Source organism: Paramesorhizobium endophyticum, assembly GCF_014640615.1.
GTDB lineage: Bacteria > Pseudomonadota > Alphaproteobacteria > Rhizobiales > Rhizobiaceae > Paramesorhizobium > Paramesorhizobium endophyticum.
Genome location: NZ_BMHH01000022.1, coordinates 1 through 20,586, shown reverse-complemented (window position 1 = coordinate 20,586; position 20,586 = coordinate 1). Strand labels below are relative to the sequence as shown.

The following is a 20,586-nucleotide window of genomic DNA, read 5'->3' as shown; positions in this document are numbered from 1 at the left end:
GTGCGCAAGCGGATCGTCTTTCTTCTGGCTAGCCTCAGGGGCGGCGGGGCCGAGCGCGTTTTCGTGCTGATGGCGAACGAAATGGCCTCGCGCGGCCATGACGTTACGCTGCTTGCCTGGAATGCCGAGGGACCGAATGCCGCGCTTATCGCCGGCTCCGTCAAGCTCATCGATTTCGCCCTGCCCTTGAAGGGCGAGGGATATGGCAAGCCGACGACGCTGAAGGGCCTGACGCGGACGGCGCGCCTGCTGCGGAGCCTCGCACCCGATGCCGTCTTCAGCGCGCCGGAATTCGTCAATCTTCTTGCCGCGGCAGCGCTCATCCTCGCTCGAAGCCGCGCGCGGTTTTTTCCGACATTCCATGCGGCCAGCGCGCTGGTGACGGAACGGCTGGGGGCGCGGATCGCGCATGCGATGTCCTCGCTCGTCGCCGCGCGGGCGACAAAGGCCATTGCGGTTTCCGCCGGGGTCGGGCGCGAACTCGAAGCGCGCGGCTACCCCGCTTCCAAGGTCGCAATCATCCACAACCCGCTGCCGCAGCCCGTGGCGGCACCGGAACAACCTAATGGCTGGCGGCAGGACCTCGCGGCGATGGGCGACGGCCCTGTCATCGTCACGGCCGGACGGCTGGTTCCGGTCAAGGATCACCGCACCCTGATTCAGGCTTTCGCGCTGCTCAGGGCAAAGCGGCCCACAAGGCTGGTCATCTTCGGTGAAGGCCCGCTCGATGATGAGTTGCGCATGCAAGCGCGGCAAGCGGGGATCGGCGACGCCGTGCTGTTCGCGGGCTATGTCAACGATCCCCACGCCTGCTATGCCGTCGCCAACCTGTTCGTGCTTTCATCCACCAGTGAAGGCTTCGGCAATGTGCTGGTGGAGGCGATGGCGGCGGGCGTCCCGGTGGTTTCCACCGACGCGCCGCACGGGCCGCGCGAAATCCTCGACAATGGCCGTTATGGGATGCTCGTGCCCGTCGGCGATGCCCCCGCTCTGGCCGAGGCAATGGCGCACATGCTGGACCATCCGACGCCGAGGGCGGAACTGAAGCGCCGGGCGACCGATTTCGATATCGCCGGGATCGGCGACCTCTACGAGGCATTGCTCGCATGACTGAGACCGGCAAACCCTTGAAAATTCTGGTCGCGACACCCGCCGGCGGCACCGGGCAAGGCGGGATCGACCGCATCATGGCCTCTCTCAAGGCCGAGCTCAACCAGCGCCCGCGCAATGTCGCGGCGGATTTTCTGCCGACGCGCGGCACCGGGCCCGTGGCGCTCTCATGGCTCCCTCTCCTGCGATTTTGCGCCCGGATGGCGGCGGCGCGGATGCGAGGCAAGATCAACCTCGTCCATATCAATCTCGCCAGCCGCGGCAGCACCTACCGCAAGATCGCCCTCGCCGCCGTCGCGCGCTCGCTGGGTATCCCCTATGTGGTCCATCTGCACGGCGCGGAGTTCCGTACCTTCTGGGACGGCAGCGGCGCGCTCGTAAGCCGGTCGATCCATGCGCTCTTCGACAAGGCGAGCGGCATCATCGTGCTCGGCACACCCTGGCAGGCTTTCATCGCCGAAAAGGTTCCCGGCGCGCGGGCGCGCATCACCATCGTTCCCAATGCGGTGGAGGCACCCCGGATAGCCCATGAAGGGGGTGGCGAAAGCGTCCATATCCTCTTCCTCGGGCGGATAGAGGAGCGCAAGGGCATACCGGAGCTGGTGAAAGCCCTCGCACGGATGAAGGACGTCCCCGGCTGGCGCGCGACGCTGGCGGGCGACGGGGCGGTCGAGGCTCTGCGGGCTGAGATCAAGGCCCTCGGCCTCGCGGACCGGGTCACGGTTCCCGGATGGCTCAAGGCCGGCGACACGGCGCGTCTTCTTGCCACAGGCGATATCCTCACCCTGCCATCCCACGCCGAAAACCTTCCCATATCGGTCATCGAAGCCATGGCGTCTGGGCTTGGAATCGTGACCACCCCGGTCGGCGCGATCAAAGACATCGTCCAAGACGGCGAAATCGGCCTGCTCGTCCCCCCCGGCGACGAGAGAGCGCTTGCCGAGGCCTTGACGCGGCTGGTCGAGGACAAAACGCTGCGGCATAGGCTCGGCGCCGCCGCCCAGGACTTCCAGCGCCGCCATCTGGATATCGGCCCTTTTGCGGACAGGATCTGCGCCGTCTGGCGCGCCGCCGCCCGCCACAACTCTGCTTGACTTCGGCCTGATTTCCGGCAATCGTGAGGTGAATTCAAGGCCCTTCGCCGCGTCCGGTCATGGGTCCATGACGGAGCCGCGATGGGTGCCACCGCATATCTGAAAAATTCGATCGCGGAGAATCTGGTGCGCCGGACGCCCGGCATCTACGCGCATCTCACGAAGCTCATCCTTCGCTCCGAGAAGATGGCGCTCGACGAGCGGCGGACGTTGCGCGATGCGCTGACCAACCAGACGCTCGCGACAGCCCGCAAGACGCCCTATGGGCGGACCATGGCGGCGCTGACCGGCTACGATCAGTGGCCCCTTCTCGAAAAGGAGACGCTCAGCCAGAACCCTCACATCTGCCTGGCGCGGACGCTCATTCCCCCCGCAGCCGCTTCGACCGGCGGCACGACCGGAGTTCCCGTCGCGCTCAAGCGCTCGCTGGAAGCGGTCGTCTTCGAGCAGGCGGCGCTCGACCATCTGGTGCGGCGGCAGTCCGGCCTGGAGATGAAGACCGCGCGCACGGCAATCTTGCGCGGCGACATGGTCAAAAGCCCCGACGACATGAGCGAGCCGTACTGGCGGGTACGGCAGGGTGGACGCCAGCTCATCTGTTCGAGTTTTCACCTGAACGCTTCGACATCAGGCAGCTTCATCGAAGCCATCCGGTCGTTCCAGCCGCAAATGCTCTGGGTCTATCCCTCCTCGCTGGAGGCCTTTGCAAGGCTGGGCGCGACAGCGCTGAAAGACGGCGGGCTTCCGGGGCTGAAACTCGTCCTTGCTTCGTCGGAAGTGCTCGATGCGGGCGTATCCGGCGAAATTTCAGACATTCTCCAGGTGCCGGTCATCGATTTTTACGGCCAGGCGGAACGCGTCTGCGCTTCCTATGCCATCAGGCCCGACGAGCATTATTTCCTTCCGGCCTATGGGCGGGTCGAACTCATACCCGCCTATGACGAGGACGAGTCGAGCCTTTACGAGATCGTCGGGACCTCGTACTGGAACGCCGCGCAACCGCTGGTGCGTTTCCGGACCGGAGATCTGGCCAGGCTCCCTCGCGGGCTGAGCCCCGATGAACTGGACGCCGTGACGCTCGGTCTCCTTCCGTTCCAGGGGATCGAAGGGCGGCGCACGGACTATGTCCTGTCACCCGATGGGCGGCGTCTCATCGGCATGAACCACATACCGCGCGGCGTTCCCGGCATCGCCCAGATGCAGATCATCCAGAAAAGCCTCGCCGAAATCGAAATCCATGTCGTCCCGCTGAAGGATTTCGGCGAGGGGAGCACCAGCGCCATTCTCGCCAACGCCCGGCAGAAAATCCCCTCCAGCATTGATGTTGTGATCAAGACCGTCGAGAGCGTGACGCGCACCAAGAGCGGAAAAGCGCCCCTGGTGAGACGGCTGGTGGACTGAGCGAGCCGGTTGGTGTGCGCCAGATTTTGTTTTTAATGGAATTGCCAGGCACCCCCTCATCCGACCGCGCTTACGCGCGGCCACCTTTTCCCACAAGAGGAGAAGGGAGGTGTCTGGCATGATGGTTATTGCCCAACTGGCAACGTTAGCGGTTGGCGGAAGCGGTAGTGCAGTGCGCCGGCCTTCTCCCCCTGTGGGAGAAGGTGGCCGCGCATAAGCGCGGTCGGATGAGGGGGTGCCTGGCGCCGCTTATGCCCTACTGCCCATCTTCTGCCGAAACATCCGTCTCCTTCCGCCTCAGCTTCTGCCGCAGCCCGTCCATGAGCAGCGCGAGCGAGCCCTTCGCCGTGCGCGCGCCGACGAGCGTCTCCAACGTGACGGTGTGGGTCGCAACACGGCCCTTATACGCCTCTTCGCCGCAAAGCAGATCGACCATGCCGAGACCATGATCGATCGACCATTGCACATATTCGAAGAGCAGCAACAGTCCTGGGGACGCACGCGCGAATTCCGCATCGTAAGTCGGCATCCAGACCATCATCGTGTTGTGCTGGACGAAATTGACCGAAACGGCGACAACGATGCCGTCACGCTCGATCACGAACAGATGCAGTATCCCCGCACGCGCCAGCACATCGACCAACGCCTTGAGCGCCGGTCCCCCGCCCTCGAAAAGCTCGGAAGAGCGGCCGCTCTTCTCCAGCCAGTGCCGCTTGAGCGCCACCAGCCGGTCGAGGACAGGTTCGAGTGGCTCGTCGGGCCCAAGCAGGCGGATGCGCAGGGCTCCGCCATTCTCCAGCATCTTCAGTTTGCGGCGATGATTTTGGCGGGCGTTCGTGGAGCGGGTCTTGAACCAGGCCGCCCCGCTCTGCCAATCGCCGGCAATGCGGTAGCTGATTTCCTGCCGGTGATTGAGATGAAGCCTCACGCCTGTCCGCTTGCCGGGAGAAAAAACCCGCCGCGCTGCTGCGTCTGGCAAAAGCCGGTTGATGAAGGCAAGGTCGAATCCCCCAGCCTTGCATAAGCGGGCCCACAGTGCATCGAGCACCGCATCCGGACATTCCGGCGCGCAAAGAATATCGCAATAGTCGGAATGGGCGGCTGCGGCCCATTCAAGAAAGCGCAGCCCCTTCCGCCGGGTGATCGCCAGCGGAATGACGGCGATAAGCCTGTCCCCCTTCCAGGCAAGGCCGATGCGAAGCCCGGTCTGCTCCGGGCGCCCCAATGTTTTCCACCAGGCGGACACCCAGCCATGGCTCTGGAAGATAAGGCCGTCGCATTCACGCCACAGCCGCGTCCACGGCTCCTCGACCGCCGCCAGGCGGTCCGGCGACTCGACGATCTCCAGGCGATCCACGCCTTCCATCGCTTCGATTGCATGCATATTCATGAAGAGGATACGTCCCGTGTTTGCGTGCCGGACACTAGCAGGTCTGCCCTACCCGAACCTGCAAAAAGTCTGCCTATGATTAATCGCTGGCCTGTCCGGTGCGGCGCTTACCCAGCGGCCTGCGGCGCGATCAGGCTGATCTCGAAATTGCTCCCTGCCTCGGTGACCGTGCCGCGCCAGGCGATCCGCGCTGCCGGATGCCGGACGCCGAAACGCGGGGAAACCCAGCCTCCCTCCCCCGGCTTGTCGCCGCCCGCGCGGATTTCGATGGCAGGATCGGGAAAACGGATGGCCAGCAGCTTCTCATCGTTCCGCATCAATGTGACGACATTTCCATCGGTCCGCGTTGCGATGCCCGCAGCCAATTGAAACACCACTTCCGCCTCCTGCCCTTTCCCCAGAAGCTGGTCGGTCACCAGAATGCCCTCTGGATGGCGTGACAGGGTGCGCTGATGCACGGCCCCGAACCGCCCTTCATAGCCATCATGGCGGGCGCAAAGGCTCCAGTCCGGCTCCGGCGTGACGCACACAAGGGCCGCCGCCGCCTTGTGCGACCAGTTGAACTTGCCCGAAATGATGCTCTGGCTTTTACCCTCGATGTTGAGCGTGTTGTGCGCCGGGGTGGAGCGGAACCAGTCGCGCCACACACCGCCCGAGCCGTAAGCCCAGGTACCCGGATCCACAAGCACCGGCTCGCCATCGACGAACAGCGTGAGCGACAGGGCATCCGCATGGCCATGCGCCGCGATGGAGAGATAGCCGAGCGGGCCGTGGTCGAACATCATCTCGACATCCCGGCCATTGATGGTCCCGCGCCAGACGGAGAGGCCGCCATCGTCGAAAGTCTTGAGCCCCATAGGTTTGGGCAGGGATTTGGCGGGCGCGCCGAAGAAGATCGAGCGGAAATCCCCCGCTTCCGGCATGGCACCCGTCTGGCTGAGAAAGCCTGATATGGCTGCGGCGATCGAGCCCGTATAGTCGCCCTCGTTCCCGAGCGTCAGGGCCCGGCCCTCGTCGTCATCGCCATAGGAGGCGTTGTCAGGCAGCCAGTTCACGGCATCGGCAAAGGCGGCGAGCCGCGCCGTCACATCAGGCGGAAAGGGGGCATCCTTCGCCTTCGCCTTTGCCGCTGCCGCGCAGAGCAGGATCATTTCGGCGGTGAACGCACCATAGGTCGGGCTTTGTTCCGCACCGAGCCCGTCAGGCAGAATTTGTTTGAGGGTTTCGGCCAGCAATGCCGCGCGCGCGCCTTCCGCTTTCTCACCGAAGGCAAGGCCAACAAGATGCTCCCCCGCAAGCTCGGCTACCAGATGGTTGTTGGCGGACGAATAAGCGGAAGGGAACCGCGCCAGCCAATAAGCGCTTGCGGCGAGGATTTGCGCGAACTGTCCCCGGCTCTCGCCGCCAATCTTTTCGCCCGCGAGATCAAGCGTGACGATGAGGCTGATAACCCTCAGCGCCACTTCGATGCCCGAAGCCCATGCGACGCCGCGAAAGGGCGGATTGGCGGAATGCCAGCTCGCAATCGCAGTCTCGATGGCGCGTCTTGCCCGCTCGTCGCCGGTCAGGGTGAGATAAGCGGCGAGCACGGGCAGATATTGCAACCGGCCCGCTTCCCAGACATATTTGATGTCGCCGCGCTCTGCGGAATGCCGGAAATCGATGTCGAACGTATAGGCTTCAGCACCCGGCCAGAGCGTGCCCGTCACCGGATCGAGGCGCCAGAAATCAGCGGGATAGAGGTCGTCGGGATCGCGCGCGGGCCAATCGCGCCCGAGCGCCGAAAACTTTCCTCCAAGCGCGGCTTGCGCGGCAATCTCTATGGCCTCCTTCTGGGCCGGGGTCGCCTTGAGCAAAGCTTCGCGCCATTGCGGGAAAACCGGATTGAGCGCGCGGGCCGACACGCGCCGCCAGCCGCCGCCGCGATATCTCGAGACGGTCCTGCGCTGCTGCTCGACAAGCCGATGCATAATCTCGGCCGGCTCCATGTTGCGCAATCGGTTGATATACCAGCCGAGTTTCATCGAAACGCTCCAACTCCCGACCCCGCAATAAACGCATTGCGGGGATATCTTTTCTACGGCTCTTTCCTAAAGCCCGGTTCGTTCTAACAAAATCAGAACAGAGCCCCAGATTTTTATTTAAGCCGCATGAACTTATCCTCCTCGGGCTTTCCAGGACCATACTCTAAACGTTATTGTCCTGAACTGAGGAGATTGGGTGTGAAAGCATTAATGGTTATTGCAGCGGCGCTATGCCTGGCGGTCACCGGCGCGGCGGCTGCGCCTCTTCCCCTGCATCGCGGCGTTGGCGTACACGAATGGCTGAACTGGTCGCCCCTCAACCCGGACGGCTCCTATCGTTGGCCGCCATATCTGAGCCAGAAGGAATGGCTCTCCGGGGGAAGGCCGCTTACGGACTGGCCGCAAGGCGACGAGTTCAAGCGGATCAAATCCATGGGCTTCGACTTCATCCGCCTCACCGTCGATCCCGGCCCGCTGCTCGCCAGCCAGGGCGCGAAGCGGCAGGAGGCGCTTAAGGTCCTGTCCGATGCGGTCGGGCAGGTCACCGCGTCGGGCCTCAAAATCGTGTTCAATCTGCACAGCAATTCGCAGGTTCCAGCCTATTCCATGGACCTCATCAACGGCCCGGCGGACAGCGAGGGCATTGCCCGCTACCGGGACATGGTGAAGGACGTGGCCCGCATGCTCGTCGAGGCCGGCGCGGGCCAGGTCGCGTTCGAGCCTTTTAATGAACCGGCCCACTATCCGTGCGATGCCGGCGGCACTGATGACTGGCAGCGCATCATGACCGATACCGTGCGCGATATCCGCTCTGTAAGCCGCAACCTCACCATCGTGGCGACCGGCGCCTGCGGCGGAAGCATAACCGGGCTCACCGACCTTCTGCCCGATTTCGACGATCCGAACATCTATTACAGCTTCCACATGTATGAGCCCCATGCATTCACCCATCAGCGCTCGGACCGTTCAAACGGCTTCGTGTCCGGCTTCCCATGGCCGGCATCCTGCGGCACCCCCGAAGGCGTAAGCGCGGCCTTGTTGAAAAAGATGGACGATGCGGGGTTAAGCGCGAGCGAAAAACAGGCGAACATGGCCGAGGCCCAACCGGCCATCTCGGAATATTTCCAGGACCAATGGGGGCCGAACCAGCTGAGCAGCCGTTTCGGCGAGGCGATGGCCTGGGCGAGCAAGCATGGCATTCCGGCCAGCAGGCTGTTCATGGGCGAGTTCGGCGTGATCCTCATGTCGGCGGATGGCCGCAGCGGCGCCCCGGAGGCCGACCGGTCGCGCTATATTACCGCCGCCAGGACGCTTGCGGAGCAATTCCATATTCCCTGGTCGGTCTGGGAATATTCCAATCCTTATGGCATGACGCTGATCCAGCCCACAGGACCGGCAGTGCCCGACGATGCGCTGCTCAAGGCCTTGGGACTCAAGCAGTAGGATTGCCGTAGCTCGTCATCTTATCATCGTTCTCGGGCTTGTCCCGAGAACCTCTCACAAGGAAAAAATAAGCAATTCCCATGGAGGCATGTCTGGCCGCGGTAGATTCTCGGGACAAGTCTCAAAATGACGGCTAGACAGGGTACCCGACAGCCTTCACTTTCTCAGGGTCCACTCCTTGCTTCTGCGCTCCACCCTCATCTACGGCCCGGCCATCCTCCTGACGCGGATATCCGCGCTGCTGGTGCTGGTCATCGTTACCCGCCTCCTCAATCAGGAGGAATACGGCCTGTTGACCCTCGTGGTCACCGTGGGCGAGATGACGGACACGGCGCTGACCAACTGGCTGCGCATCGCCCTCTTGCGGCTTGGCGGCAAGGGCGAGATATCACGCGGCAGTCTCGCGCTCGCCGGTAAAGTACTCATCGGCACGACCGCGCTGGCGCTAGTGATCTCGGCTGTCGCTTCGTTCTTTGTCGTCCCGGCGCGCTGGGAGGAATTCGCCACAGCTGTCTGCGTTTATCTTGTTGTCGGCGCCGTCGCGCGTTTTGCCCTCACCGTCTTGCAGATGCAACAGAGACATTCGGCCTATTCGCTGGTCGAATCCCTGCGCGCCCTGCTGCAACTCATTCTGCCTATCGCAGCGATAACGGTGTTTCCGGATAATTTCCTGGTGGTGTCGCTGGGTTCGAGCGCCGGCATGCTCATCGCCGGCATTACTGCTTTTGCGGTGGCGGCCCGGCACGTGGTTACGGGTCCGCCACGCTTCACCGGACGCGAGCTTTTCATGCTCGGCATACCGCTCATCGTCATGGCGCTGGTGGGTTTCGGCCTCAACAGCGCCGAGCGCCTGTTCCTCAATGCCTATCACAACGCCGCCGCCGTCGCCGTTTTTGCCGCGGCCTATGTGCTCGCCCGCCAGCCCATCGACATGGTCGGCAATGCCATCAACATGGGCGCGTTTCCCGAGGTGATGAGCCGCTTCGATGAAAAAGGGGCGACAGCGGCGGCCGAATTGCTGTCTCAGATCATGGCCCTCCTGATGCAGCTCTGCCTGCCCGTCGCCGCCATGCTTGTTGCCCTCAACGGGCCGATCACCGGGCTTCTCCTGCCGCAAAGCTATCACGGAGAACTGGGCTTCCTCTTTCCCGTGATTGCCTTTGCCGTGCTGTGCGCGAACCTCACGAATTTCGTCTACGGCACCGTCATCTACGCACATAAGCGGACATGGCTGCTGATCGGCGCGACATCGCTCGGATCGGTCGCGACCATCGGCCTGTCGATCCTGCTCATTCCGCATATGGTCGCGCTTGGCGCGGCGATTGCACTGGCCGGAGGAGCGGTGAGCGAGCTTCTCACCTCAATCCTCATCTCCAGACGGCTGACGCCGGTTCCCGTTCCCTGGCGCGATATCGCCGTTTCACTGACGGTGGCCGTCGCCAGCGGAGCCGCCGCCAGCCTCGCCATCCTACCTCTGCAGGGCATGCCGCCTCTGGTTACGCTGGTCGCGGGCGGCGCGGCAGGCTCCGCGATCTTCCTGCTGGCGACATGGCTGCTGCGTCCAGCCGCCATGCGGAACGTCTTTATGACAGCACGCCGCCGAATTGCCGCGGTGCGTGGATGACAGAGCCGTAGAGACGCCCTTCGTCCGGCGGCAAGCTTGCCTCGAGCTCAAGACGCGCCCGGCAGCGTTTTTCCACGTGCTCGTCTTCCCTTCGCAATCAGTTCCCGCCCTTGCCCAATGGCGACACAGACAGTGAATGCGGGCACGTGGAAAACAATCTGTCCTGGCGGTGGAAATTCCTTCCAACAGGGGCGCTCTCCCGTCTTTCGCGCATGCACCCTCTGGTCTGACGGTTGAATATCCATGGGGACATTTCGGGCCATCCAGCCATCCTGTGTCTCCGCGCCGCAAAGCTGCGCAGCTGATCGGCACGATCCGTCTCGTTCCCGATGAGGCCGGAGAGCGGCAGATCGAGCTTGTGGGCGAATTGGGCGCGATCATGCTGCTTGGGGATGACGACAACAAAAACCCCCGTCGCGAGGGCAACGGGGTTTATTCGACAAGAATGGTTGCGGGGGCAGGCATTGGCCGTCAACATAACTTTGTCCAGCCTATGATAATCCTCGCCTCTGACCAATTCGAGTATGCCGAACAACTCGCCGCGTAGCTCGGCATGAACCTCGCCGCGCTTCTGGCCGGGAGTGAGAATGATTTCCCCGATCAAGGAACGCAACGCCTTCGCTGCCTGCCGCCCGCCATCGGAATCGTCCAGAGCGTCTATGAACCGCTCCACCCGCAGCCGGTAAACATTGGTGACATTGGGATGAACGTCCGGCACATCGGCGGGCGCTTCGCCCATGCGGGCGGCAATTTCGGCCTTCTGCCGTTCAAGCTCATCCATGCGCGCTTTCATGCTCGGCTGATACATGCCGTCTTCGATAGCCGCGATGATCCCGGCAATGGCCTTTTCGATCTTGGCAAGCGCCTTCTGATCGGTCTGCACCTGTGCGCGGCGGTCGCGATTGAGGCGGTTCATTTCTTCAGCATAGGCTTTGACAGCTTCCGCTACTGCTTCGCTGGACACAAGCCGCTCTTTCAGGCCGGTCAGCACGCGGGCCTCGATCTTGTCGCTGGTGATGGTCCGGCCATTGTCGCAGGTGCCGCGCCGATGATGATTGAGGCAGGCATAGCGGTTCGGCGTGATGATGCCGATCTTGCCGCCGCAACAACCGCAGGTCAGAAGGCCGGAAAGGAGATGGACGGGACGACCTGTCTGGCGCACGCGCTTCATGCGGCCTTCCAGGGAATTGGCTGGATTGGGGCCGAAGATTTCCGATATCTGCTTCTGCCGCGCACGGGTGGCGTTCCATAGCTCATCGTCCACGATGCGCAGATGCGGAACCTCTGTCCTGATCCATTGGCTTTCCGGGTTGATGCGCGACACCCGCCTGCCGGTGGATGGGTCCTTGATGTACCGCAGACGGTTCCAGACCAGAACGCCCGCATAAAGCTCGTTGTTGATGATGCCGGTCCCCCGGCTGACGTGGCCGCGAATGCTGGTGTCACCCCATGCACGGCCAAGCGGGCCGGGAACGCCTTCCCGGTTAAGGTCAACAGCAATCGCCTTGGGGCTTTTGCCGGAAGCAAACTCGCGGAAGATGCGGATAATAATCTGCGCTTCCTCGGGGAGGATTTCCCGGTCTCCCCGGATCGGCTCGCCGTTGGCGTCGAATTTCTTCACCACCTTGTAGCCGTAGCACAAACCGCCGCCCGCCTTGCCCTTCTCGACGCGCCCGCGCAAACCGCGATGCGTCTTCATCGCGAGGTCTTTCAGGAATAAGGCGTTTCGTGCCTTTCAGGCCGACATGCAACTCGCTGATTTCGCCCTCGGCCAAAGTGACAATGCTCACGCCCGCGAATTTCAGTTGCTTGTAGAGGGTTGCCACGTCAGCCTGATCGCGGCTGATCCGGTCCAGCGCCTCCGCCAGCAGGATTTTGAAGTCGCCGCGCTGCGCGTCCCGCACAAGCCGCTGGATGCCGGAACGCAAGATTGTGCTGGAGCCGGATAGGGCAGCATCCTCGTAGGAACCGACAATCTCCCACCGTTCCTGGGCGGCGCGTTCACGGCAAAGCCGGAACTGGTCTTCAATCGATGCCTCGCGCTGATTGTCGGACGAATAGCGGGCATAAAGGGCTGCATGGGTCATGTTCGGGCTTCTCCTCTCATCGACAATGCGCTGTGATTGCCAGCATTTGCGCCAAGCCGTTGCGGCTGGCGCTGCCTGCCAGCGCACGCCGCGCCTTTCCTGCTTCAGAGCCAAACGCCGGAACGCATTCGACCGGTCAAGGCTGGCGCGCAGCGCCACCGCGAAGCGGCTTGGCCTTGAGGGGGCGGATTCGTTCCGGCCCAATCCCTGCAAGCCCAAAAAGGCTTTCATCGCGCCAAACAGGTTCGGACTGTGCGGCCTCGTCATGAATCCTAAATTGAAGCGGCATCCTGAAGCAAGCCGTTTCCAGTGCCCACAAAGCAACTACAGGGCTAATCATCATCCGCCGCCTTTGCCTTCCGATTATCATTGGCAGCAATCCGGGCTGCTAAATCTTCCCGCGCCATCTGCCTGCCGATCAGCCGAGCCACAGATCGCTTGAGGATGGGATGACATGGAAGATATTCTCTCGTTTGCCCACCAGGTCTTCGATGCCCAGCCGTTCAGCCAATTCATCGGCGCGCGCCTGACGAATGTTGGTCCGGGAAGTGCAGAATTGAGCCTTACGATCTCCGACAATTTGAAACAGCAGCATGGTTTCGTGCATGGCGGCGTGCTCAGAGCTATCTGGCAGACAATGCCATTACCTTTGCCGGCGGGCTTGCATTGGGCGGCAATGCCTTGACCTCGGAGTTCAAGATTAATTACCTCAAGCCTGCGCGCGGGACGGAATTGATTGCGCGTGCGAACACCAAGAGCTCCGGCAAGCGGCAGGCCGTCTGCCAATGCGAGATATTCGCGGTTGTCGAAGGGCATGAAACTTTGTGCGCGCTGGCCCAGGGAACCGTTGTCGGCGCCGCTGGGTGAAGCCTCCGATCAGGCGGGAACGATCCCGCCGCATGTCATTTGTCGGCAACAGCAGAAATCCAGCGAAACGATTTTCTATGGGAGGCTCACCGTTGAGTTCGATCTCATCGTATGGCCGACCGGGACGCCGGGAGCGATCCCGGGCTTAGCCTTGACGGCTCACGCCCTGGAATCCCTCATCGGAGTAAGCGGACGCTGGCAATATCCACTCATTGTGGCGCACACCTGTTCGGAAAGCCTGGCATCGTTGCCTGCCACCGCTTGGCCTATCCAGCGGCAGCATGCTGTCGGAGCAAACCGACAGTATGCTGCCGCTACCTCGGCTTAGCCGCGGCGGCCGTCCCAATCACGCTTTTCAAACTTCAAACGCTGGTGGATTCGGTTTACCTGCGTCTCAAGCTGTCCAACTTCACCATGGTCCAGCCCATTCCGCGAAAGGCGATTGTAAAGGCTTTGCACGCTTGAAGCGTCGCCGCGCAGACTTGTGGCTTCCCGCCGTGAAATTGTACCCCTCTGCGCCGCCGCATCGATCCGTTGGTCCAACTGGTTGATGTCCGACTGGATCTGCCGCTGAACGGACGCCTGAAGCTTCCATTGCTTTGCGAAAGCCGGCATGGCGGACAGAGTGGCTGCCGCAATGACGGCTGAAAGGACGATCTTACGCATTCATAGTCTCCATTGTTGAGTACAAAACGATTGTGGGGTCGGAGATTGCCGGGCGTTGGGATTGATCGCGTCCCTGGCAACCTCACATTTACTGCTGTGGCGGGAATCGCTCCTCAGCCTCGCGGCAGATGACGGTCGTGGCGCCAGTCGTGACCGCGCCAGCGGTCCCGCTCACGGTAGAAGCTGCGGTCGCGGTAGTGCCGGCCCCAGTAGGTGTCCACATCGAAAGTGACGATGGGAATGCCCAGACGGGGATAATAGTCGGGCTCGACGTACACGCGGGTAGAGCGGTAATCGGCCTGCACATACCGTCCGTAGGCCCAGCCGCGGCCGCCTGTCCAAGAGACGTCGCACCAGTTGACGTCCCGCAGACAGCCGTTGATCCTGAGAGGTTCGCCCACGGGGATGACGGTCACGGCGGGATAGGCCGTGCTTGGCCCAGACCGCATGTTGACATCGGTGGTCGCAAAGCCGCGAACGGCGGCTTGCGCAATGGTCGGGGTCACAGCCGCTGTCGCAAAGGCGGCCAGTATTATCAAACGCTTTTTCATGATGCTCCTTCTTCCGCGTTTAGATTTTTTCGGGATTTGATCCGGGGTCTCTGACAAATCGCCTTTCAACCGTGCTGCGGTTCCGTCGAGGTCCCTGCCGCATCGGCTTCCAGTTGTCTCGGAGTGGTCTTCGTCCAGCGCATCACGAAGACGAAGAACACCGGTACGAAGAAGATGGCGAGCACCGTGGCCGAGATCATGCCGCCCATCACGCCGGTTCCGATGGCGCGCTGGCTTGCCGACCCGGCCCCGCTCGCGATGACCAGAGGCACGACACCGAGCGTGAAGGCCAGCGAAGTCATCAGGATCGGACGGAAACGAAGATGCGCCGCCTCCACGGCAGCTTCGGCGAGCGATTTTCCCGATGCTCGCAGATCCTTGGCGAATTCGATGATCAAAATGGCGTTTTTCGCCGACAGGCCGATGATGGTGATGAGCCCCACCTTGAAATAGACGTCGTTCGGCATGTCGCGCAGCATCACTGCCGCTAGCGATCCGATCACGCCAAGCGGTATCACCAGCATGACGGCCAGAGGAATGGCCCAGTTCTCGTAGAGTGCGGCAAGGCACAGGAAGACCAGCAGGCATGAGAGGCCGAGCAGCATGGGAACCTGCGCGCCGGACTGGATTTCCTGAAGCGTCTGACCGGTCCATTCATATCCGAAACCTTCCGGCAGCAGGTCCGCGATGCGCTCGACCTCGGCGATCGCATCGCCGGAAGAATGGCCGGGGGCCGCCTGCCCGCTAATCCGGATGGCGGGGAACCCGTTGTAGCCGACGAGCTGAATCGGCCCCTTCGACCATTCGTAGCTGGCGAACTCGGAAAGCGGCACCATCTCGCCATTGCTGTTGCGAACGCTCATGTTCAGCACATCGAAAATGTCGCCGCGCTTGCCTGGTTCGGCCTGAACGGTCACTCTCTGCATTCGTCCGGCATTCGGAAAATCGTTCACATAGGACGAGCCGAGATTGGTGCTGATCGTCTGGTTGATCTGGGCGAAGGTGACACCGAAAGCGTTAGCCTTCTCGCGATCAAGCTTCAGCACCACCTGCGGCGCGGGGGCAAGCCCCTCTTCGCGCACGCCCGCCAGAACCGGGCTCTTGCGCACTTCGCCTAAGAACTGGTCGCGCGCGGCCCATAGCGCCTCTGTTCCCTTGTTGCCACGATCCTGAAGACGGAACGCGAACCCGCTGGTGCTGCCGAGTCCCGAGATCGCGGGCGGCGACGTGGCGAAAGCGACGGCGTCCTTGATATTCTGGAATTGCGCGTTGAGCTTCTGGGCGATCATTGCCGCTCCTTGTTCGGCAGTGCGCTCGCTCCAGTCCTTGAGCGTCATGAACACCAGCGCCGCATTCTCGCCCGCGCCGGAAAAGCTGAAGCCATTGATGGCGACAGCTCGTGTCACCGCCGGATTGTCCAGTACGGTCTTCTCCATCTTCTCGATGGATTCGAGCGTTCGCGCGGACGTCGCGTCCGCAGGCGCCTGCACCTGGGCAAGCAATGTCCCCTGATCCTCCATGGGCAGGAAGTCCGTCGGCAGCCGCAGGAACAGGTAGCCGGTCACGCCTGCGATCACGAGATAGACGAGCATAACGCGTGCGCTTTTATGCAGCAGCCGGCCAACCCAGTTGCTATAGCTATGCGACGAGGCATCGAACGTCCGGTTGAACCATCCGAAGAACCCCTTCCTGGAATGGGCATGACCCTTGGGAATGGGTTTCAGGAACGTGGCGCAAAGCGCCGGCGTCAGCGATAGAGCTAGAAAGGCCGAAAAGAGGATGGATGCGACCATCGTCAGCGAGAACTGCTGATAGATCACTCCGACAGCGCCCGGAAAGAACGCCATCGGCACGAAGACCGCAGTCAGCACCAGCGTGATGCCTACGACCGCGCCGGTGATCTGCGTCATTGCTTTCTTGGTGGCTTCCTTGGGCGAAAGCCCCTCCTCCATCATGATCCGCTCGACATTTTCCACGACGACGATGGCATCATCCACGAGAATGCCGATCGCCAGGACCATGCCGAACATGGTGAGCACGTTGATGGAGAAGCCCAGCACGAACATGATACCGCACGCACCAAGCAGGGCGATCGGCACGACGAGAGTGGGAATGAGCGTATAGCGGATGTTTTGCAGAAACAGGAACATGACGGCAAAGACGAGAACGATCGCCTCGATCAGGGTATGCAGAACCTTTTCGATGGAGATTTCGACGAATGGCGTGGTGTCATAAGGGATCATCCATTCGATATCTTCGGGAAACGATGTTTGCAGTTCCTGCATTCGCTCGCGGATAGCCGTCGCCACGTCGAGGGCGTTTCCGCCGGGCGCAAGCTCGATGGAGGCGCCAGCCGCAGGCTTGCCGTTGATGCGCGTCGAGGTGCCATAGGATTCCGCCCCGATTTCGATGCGGGCAACGTCGCGCAGGCGCACCGTGGAGCCATCGGGCGCGGCGCGAAGCACGATGCCGCCGAACTCATCGGGAGAAGTGAGCTGTCCCTTGACGATAAGGGAACCCGTCGTTCTGCGCTCGGGCCCAACGGGTGCGGCGCCGAGACGGCCCGCGGACACCTGCGCGTTCTGTGCTCGGATCGCATCCGTGACATCGGCGGGCGCAAGGCCGAACCCGAGAAGCTTGTCCGGATCGACCCAGACACGCATGGCGCGCTCGCTGCCGAAGAGCTGGGCATTGCCCACACCAGGGATGCGGCGTAACTCACTCGCAACGTTCCGGCTCATATAATCGCCGAGCGAAAGGCCATCGGTCTGACCGGTTTTAGAGGTCAGCGCCACCAGAAGAATCGTACCGCTGCTGGCGGCATCGACGCTGATCCCCTGTTGCACGATGGAACTCGGAAGTCTTCCCTCCACGCGCCGCACGCGGTTTTGCACCTCGACGGTGGCGTCGTCCGGGTCTGTCCCCGATTCGAAGGTCGCCGTGATGCCGATGGACCCCGAGGCGTCGGAGGTCGACTCGAAATAGAGCATGCCGGGCACACCACTCAGCTCTTCCTCGATCAACCGCGTGACGCCCTCATAGGTATCCTCCGGCGAGGCGCCGGGATAGACCGCCGAGACCTTGACTTGGGGCGGCGCCACCTTGGGATATTGCGAGACGGGCAGAACGGTGAGCGAAATCGCGCCTGCCAGCATGATAATAATAGCGATGACCCAGGCGAACACCGGGCGATCTATAAAGAAGGCTGCCATCGGTCTTAACCCTTGTCTGAACTGTCGGCGCTGGCGAGGGAGGGATTTGTCCAGGGCGTGGTCTTCACCGGCGCGCCAGGAGCGATACGCTGGAAGCCTTCGACCACCACTCTGTCGCCCGGATTGATGCCTTTCATCACGACCCAGCGGCCATCGACGATCCAGCCGAGCGTAACCGTTCGAAGCTGCACTTTGCCGTCTGCGACGACATAGAGTTGAGCATTGCCGGCGGTGTCACGCTGGACAGCCTGCTCGGGCACGGCAAGGGCGCCGTCGAGCGCGGCCTGCTCGAGACGGCCGCGTACATACATACCGGGCAGCAGGTTCATCTCGGGGTTGGGGAACTCGCCGCGCAAGATGATCTGGCCGGTGGCCGAATTGACCGACGCCTCAGAAAACAGAAGCTTGCCATCGTGCGGATATGGCTCGCCGCCCGTGGAAAGGAGCTTCAAACGGGCGCTTCCCGGCGCATCCGCCTGCAATTTGCCCTCAGCAAGCGCATTCTTGAGGGCAATGACGCTATCCGCCGGCTGGGTGAAATCGACATAGACCGGATCGATCTGCTGGAGGGAGGCCATGATATCCGAGGTGGGGCTGACCAGGGCGCCCTGCGTGACGAGCGCACGACCAATCTTGCCGGAGATCGGCGCGCGGATTTCCGTGTACTGCAATTCGAGCTCGGCCGTCGTCAGATCCGCCCGCGCGCGATCGACATCGGCATTGCTTTGCGCAAGCGTTGCAACGGCGGTGTCGGTGCTGTCCTTGCTGGCAACGCCTTTGCGAAGAAGCTCCGCTTGCCGGTCGGCACGCTGCTTGGCAAGCGCCTGAGCGGCAATCGCGAAATCCAGCGCGGCTTTCGCTGCCTCGACCTTGGCCCGGAACGGCGCCGGATCGATGATATAAAGAACGTCGCCTTCCTTGACAGTCGAGCCCTGCTCGAACACGCGCTTGAAAACCATGCCTGTTATGCGGGGACGAACATCCGCCGTCATCATCGGCGCCACGCGGCCCGGCAGTTCAGTGACGACAGGAAGCGTCTCCGCCTTCACTTCGACAACTGAGACTTCGGCTTGAGGGGCCGCACCGGCCTTTGACGTGTCTGTTTCGCCTGAACAACTGGCCAGGGGCAGCCAGACACAGATAAGAGCGAGCGAACGGACCGCCTGTTGCAAGCCTGTCATTCCAATTCCTTTAATTTCAGTCGAGGAGAGAGATTAATGTTTCATGTTCATCGTTGAGCCACGCAGGCGCTTATTTTCTTGCTGTCGCATCACCCTTGTCGGACCATCCCGGAGGCATCCCGAGCTGGCCTGTAACCAGCCCGGCGACTCCAGGTGCTCGCCCGAAGGTTTCACAAGCGGTGTATTTGGCCTTTCCTCCGAGTCCTGAGCGCATCTTCTGGAGGGACGGGATCTCTGGCATGCCACCGAACGGAGATTTGCCTTTGACAATCAACGCGGCAAAGTCATTGCCGAATTTAGAGGCCAGGCTATATGCGTCGCCGACCTTCGACATCCGCGGCTTTTCGGTGATCGAATTGGCGCCTCTCGCCCAGACCATGGCCGCCTTTTGCTTGCCGTCGACTCCTATCGCCTCCGCCTCGACCCCAAGCCCGCCCAAGCCCAACGGCAACCGCGGCACGGAGACGGGGAGGACGACGGAGGTTCCGAGCGAAGTGGCGGTGGAGAGCGCGGCCGCGGCCGCGTTTGTCGGCACCAGGACAGTCACATTGGCGCGTACCGTCAAATCGGCGGCTTGGCCGCTGCCCACCACCTGCAGCCGATCACTGAGAGACACGCACAACGAACGATCGATCGCGTTCGCCACCAAACGGAGATCTTTCGGATCCTCGACCATCGCCGCCGCCGTTGGCGTAAACCCCGTCGGGATGATCCGCACCGTACGCGCACTGAGGAGAGCGTCACGGTCTGCTTTGATCGCCGCTTTGGCCAGGAGGCTCTTTTCGGAAACGAGATTGTCGTATGAGGATAGTGAAGCGCCCGATTGCAAGGGAACCTTCGCGCAGCCGGCAAGGCAAGCGAACATCAGGAGGCCAACGCATGTGAAACGTATTCCAAACCCCTCCGCGGCGCGCCGCACCATCAACGGATCAAGCCCGAACTGAAAGAAATAGCTCGCCAGACCTTTTGGCTGCATCGCGTGTAATCCTACATTGAGTGACGGGAACCCTATCGGCCTCAACGTTAAGTGCCGTTAAGTCAGTGTAAAGTTATGTAAAGTTGCCTGGATCAAGGAAGCCGCAGCAGGACAGGAATCATGCCTTGCTGCTGAAGCCAATCGATGCCTTCGGAAACAGGCACGGCTGCGAAAAAGACCAGACCGTCCAAAAAGGTCGCGTAGAGCCGCTTGGGGCTTACCATTACCCAATCCATGTCGACGAATGCCGAGAACCGCGGCAGAAATCGCGGCACACGCACGCAATATTCGTCGTAGTACTCGTCAAACGTCTGGCGGAGATATTTTTCCTCGCGCCGGATCACGACCGCGAAGATGATGCAGGTGCAAGCGGCAAACGCCAGCATTACGACGATACTTCCCGTTTGCGCCCCCGCTCCAGCCGCAGCTATTGCCGAGAAAAGGTAGAGCGGATTGCGGGTGATCGAATATGGTCCGCTCGCAACCAGTTCGCCATTTTTCCGGCCGCCGATGTAAAGCGTCGACCAGAGTCGGCCGATGATGGCCGCCGCGATCAGTCCGATTCCGAACGTTTCGACAATGCCGACGGTGAATTCACTGGAGCGGGCTTGAAGAAAAAAGAGCAACCCGATCGTCAGCACTATGATGAGAAAAGCGGCCTGTCGTCTCTGATGCTGAAACCGGCTCAGCGCAGTCGCGAGGCCAAGCCGATCCGTCGGTATCATACCGCCCCCAGGCGAATGGGCGCCGATCGATTCCTGCGTGTGCAGCGCGTCCGTTCTCTCCATGAGACACTCCGGGAGTCATTGTTGTGATTGAGCGGTATTATCGAACGCGCCGCAAATTCGATCTTTTGTTCGCATCGTATAATGCGAGGGGTAAGCACGATGCGTTCTAGAGCGCGTCCACTTTACTCGGGGTCATATCCGCAGGATTTGAAGTAGTTGGCACATTCCTGCG

The 20,586-nt window shown here is 61.8% G+C and carries 16 protein-coding genes and 1 pseudogene; 7 read left to right on the top strand and 10 right to left on the bottom strand.

What is annotated here, in order from left to right; genetic code table 11:
- The 3 genes from IEX53_RS19685 to IEX53_RS19675 all read left to right on the top strand — a co-directional run bounded on the left by IEX53_RS19685 (position 1) and on the right by IEX53_RS19675 (position 3,605).
- Entirely contained in the window at positions 1–1,110 is a 1,110-nt protein-coding gene (locus IEX53_RS19685; RefSeq protein ID WP_188825886.1) for a glycosyltransferase, read from the top strand.
- Positions 1,107–2,204, top strand: a complete 1,098-nt coding sequence (locus IEX53_RS19680; RefSeq protein ID WP_236016287.1) for a glycosyltransferase family 4 protein — start codon at positions 1,107–1,109, stop codon at positions 2,202–2,204. The genes IEX53_RS19685 and IEX53_RS19680 overlap by 4 nt, the downstream gene beginning before the upstream one ends.
- An 81-nt stretch (positions 2,205–2,285) precedes the next feature.
- Positions 2,286–3,605, top strand: coding sequence for an AMP-binding protein (locus tag IEX53_RS19675; protein WP_188825885.1), 1,320 nt, complete (start codon positions 2,286–2,288; stop codon positions 3,603–3,605).
- Positions 3,606–3,861: 256 nt separating this feature from the next.
- Here IEX53_RS19675 and IEX53_RS19670 read toward each other — a convergent pair whose 3' ends face one another.
- Both IEX53_RS19670 and IEX53_RS19665 read right to left on the bottom strand, forming a co-directional pair.
- Positions 3,862–4,995 (bottom strand): GNAT family N-acetyltransferase, encoded by a 1,134-nt coding sequence (locus IEX53_RS19670; RefSeq protein WP_188825884.1) that lies wholly within the window; start codon positions 4,993–4,995, stop codon positions 3,862–3,864.
- 107 nt (positions 4,996–5,102) lie between these two features.
- A complete protein-coding gene (locus IEX53_RS19665; protein WP_188825883.1) occupies positions 5,103–7,019 on the bottom strand; it encodes a heparinase II/III family protein in 1,917 nt (638 codons plus the stop codon).
- Positions 7,020–7,217: 198 nt separating this feature from the next.
- Here IEX53_RS19665 and IEX53_RS19660 point away from each other — a divergent pair, with 198 nt between their 5' ends.
- Positions 7,218–8,462 (top strand): glycoside hydrolase family 5 protein, encoded by a 1,245-nt coding sequence (locus IEX53_RS19660; protein ID WP_236016286.1) that lies wholly within the window; start codon positions 7,218–7,220, stop codon positions 8,460–8,462.
- A gap of 178 nt (positions 8,463–8,640) precedes the next feature.
- Complete coding sequence (locus tag IEX53_RS19655) at positions 8,641–10,086, top strand: lipopolysaccharide biosynthesis protein (protein ID WP_188825882.1); 1,446 nt, start codon at positions 8,641–8,643, stop codon at positions 10,084–10,086.
- Between the two features lie 97 nt (positions 10,087–10,183).
- Here the strand turns inward: IEX53_RS19655 and IEX53_RS19650 are convergent, their stop codons facing one another.
- On the bottom strand, positions 10,184–11,626 hold the full coding sequence (locus tag IEX53_RS19650; protein WP_236016293.1) for a recombinase family protein: 1,443 nt from the start codon (positions 11,624–11,626) through the stop codon (positions 10,184–10,186).
- Positions 11,577–12,332 (bottom strand): recombinase family protein, encoded by a 756-nt coding sequence (locus IEX53_RS24025; protein ID WP_236016285.1) that lies wholly within the window; start codon positions 12,330–12,332, stop codon positions 11,577–11,579. The genes IEX53_RS19650 and IEX53_RS24025 overlap by 50 nt, the downstream gene beginning before the upstream one ends.
- Positions 12,333–12,627: 295 nt before the next feature.
- Between IEX53_RS24025 and IEX53_RS24020 the strand changes: the two genes are divergently transcribed.
- Both IEX53_RS24020 and IEX53_RS24415 read left to right on the top strand, forming a co-directional pair.
- On the top strand, positions 12,628–12,858 hold the full coding sequence (locus IEX53_RS24020) for a PaaI family thioesterase (RefSeq protein WP_236016284.1): 231 nt from the start codon (positions 12,628–12,630) through the stop codon (positions 12,856–12,858).
- Positions 12,801–13,040 (top strand): PaaI family thioesterase, encoded by a 240-nt coding sequence (locus IEX53_RS24415; RefSeq protein WP_373288700.1) that lies wholly within the window; start codon positions 12,801–12,803, stop codon positions 13,038–13,040. Before IEX53_RS24020 ends, IEX53_RS24415 begins: the two co-directional genes overlap by 58 nt.
- Before the next feature lie 324 nt (positions 13,041–13,364).
- Here IEX53_RS24415 and IEX53_RS19635 read toward each other — a convergent pair whose 3' ends face one another.
- The 6 genes and pseudogenes from IEX53_RS19635 to IEX53_RS19610 form a co-directional block, all read right to left on the bottom strand.
- Positions 13,365–13,706 carry a hypothetical protein gene (locus tag IEX53_RS19635; RefSeq protein WP_188825881.1) on the bottom strand — a complete coding sequence of 114 codons (342 nt, stop codon included), beginning with the start codon at positions 13,704–13,706 and terminating at the stop codon, positions 13,365–13,367.
- Positions 13,707–13,861: 155 nt separating this feature from the next.
- Positions 13,862–14,257: pseudogene (locus IEX53_RS19630) on the bottom strand (SH3 domain-containing protein); the annotation flags it as partial.
- A gap of 65 nt (positions 14,258–14,322) precedes the next feature.
- On the bottom strand, positions 14,323–17,469 hold the full coding sequence (locus IEX53_RS19625) for a multidrug efflux RND transporter permease subunit (protein WP_188825879.1): 3,147 nt from the start codon (positions 17,467–17,469) through the stop codon (positions 14,323–14,325).
- 5 nt (positions 17,470–17,474) lie between these two features.
- The gene (locus tag IEX53_RS19620; RefSeq protein WP_188825878.1) at positions 17,475–18,650 is read right to left on the bottom strand and encodes an efflux RND transporter periplasmic adaptor subunit; all 1,176 of its coding nucleotides are present in this window, start codon (positions 18,648–18,650) and stop codon (positions 17,475–17,477) included.
- Positions 18,651–18,720: 70 nt separating this feature from the next.
- Positions 18,721–19,626 carry a DUF3313 domain-containing protein gene (locus IEX53_RS19615; RefSeq protein ID WP_236016283.1) on the bottom strand — a complete coding sequence of 302 codons (906 nt, stop codon included), beginning with the start codon at positions 19,624–19,626 and terminating at the stop codon, positions 18,721–18,723.
- A 92-nt stretch (positions 19,627–19,718) separates the two neighbouring features.
- Positions 19,719–20,351, bottom strand: coding sequence for a methyltransferase family protein (locus IEX53_RS19610; protein ID WP_188825917.1), 633 nt, complete (start codon positions 20,349–20,351; stop codon positions 19,719–19,721).
- Positions 20,352–20,586: the final 235 nt, after the last annotated feature.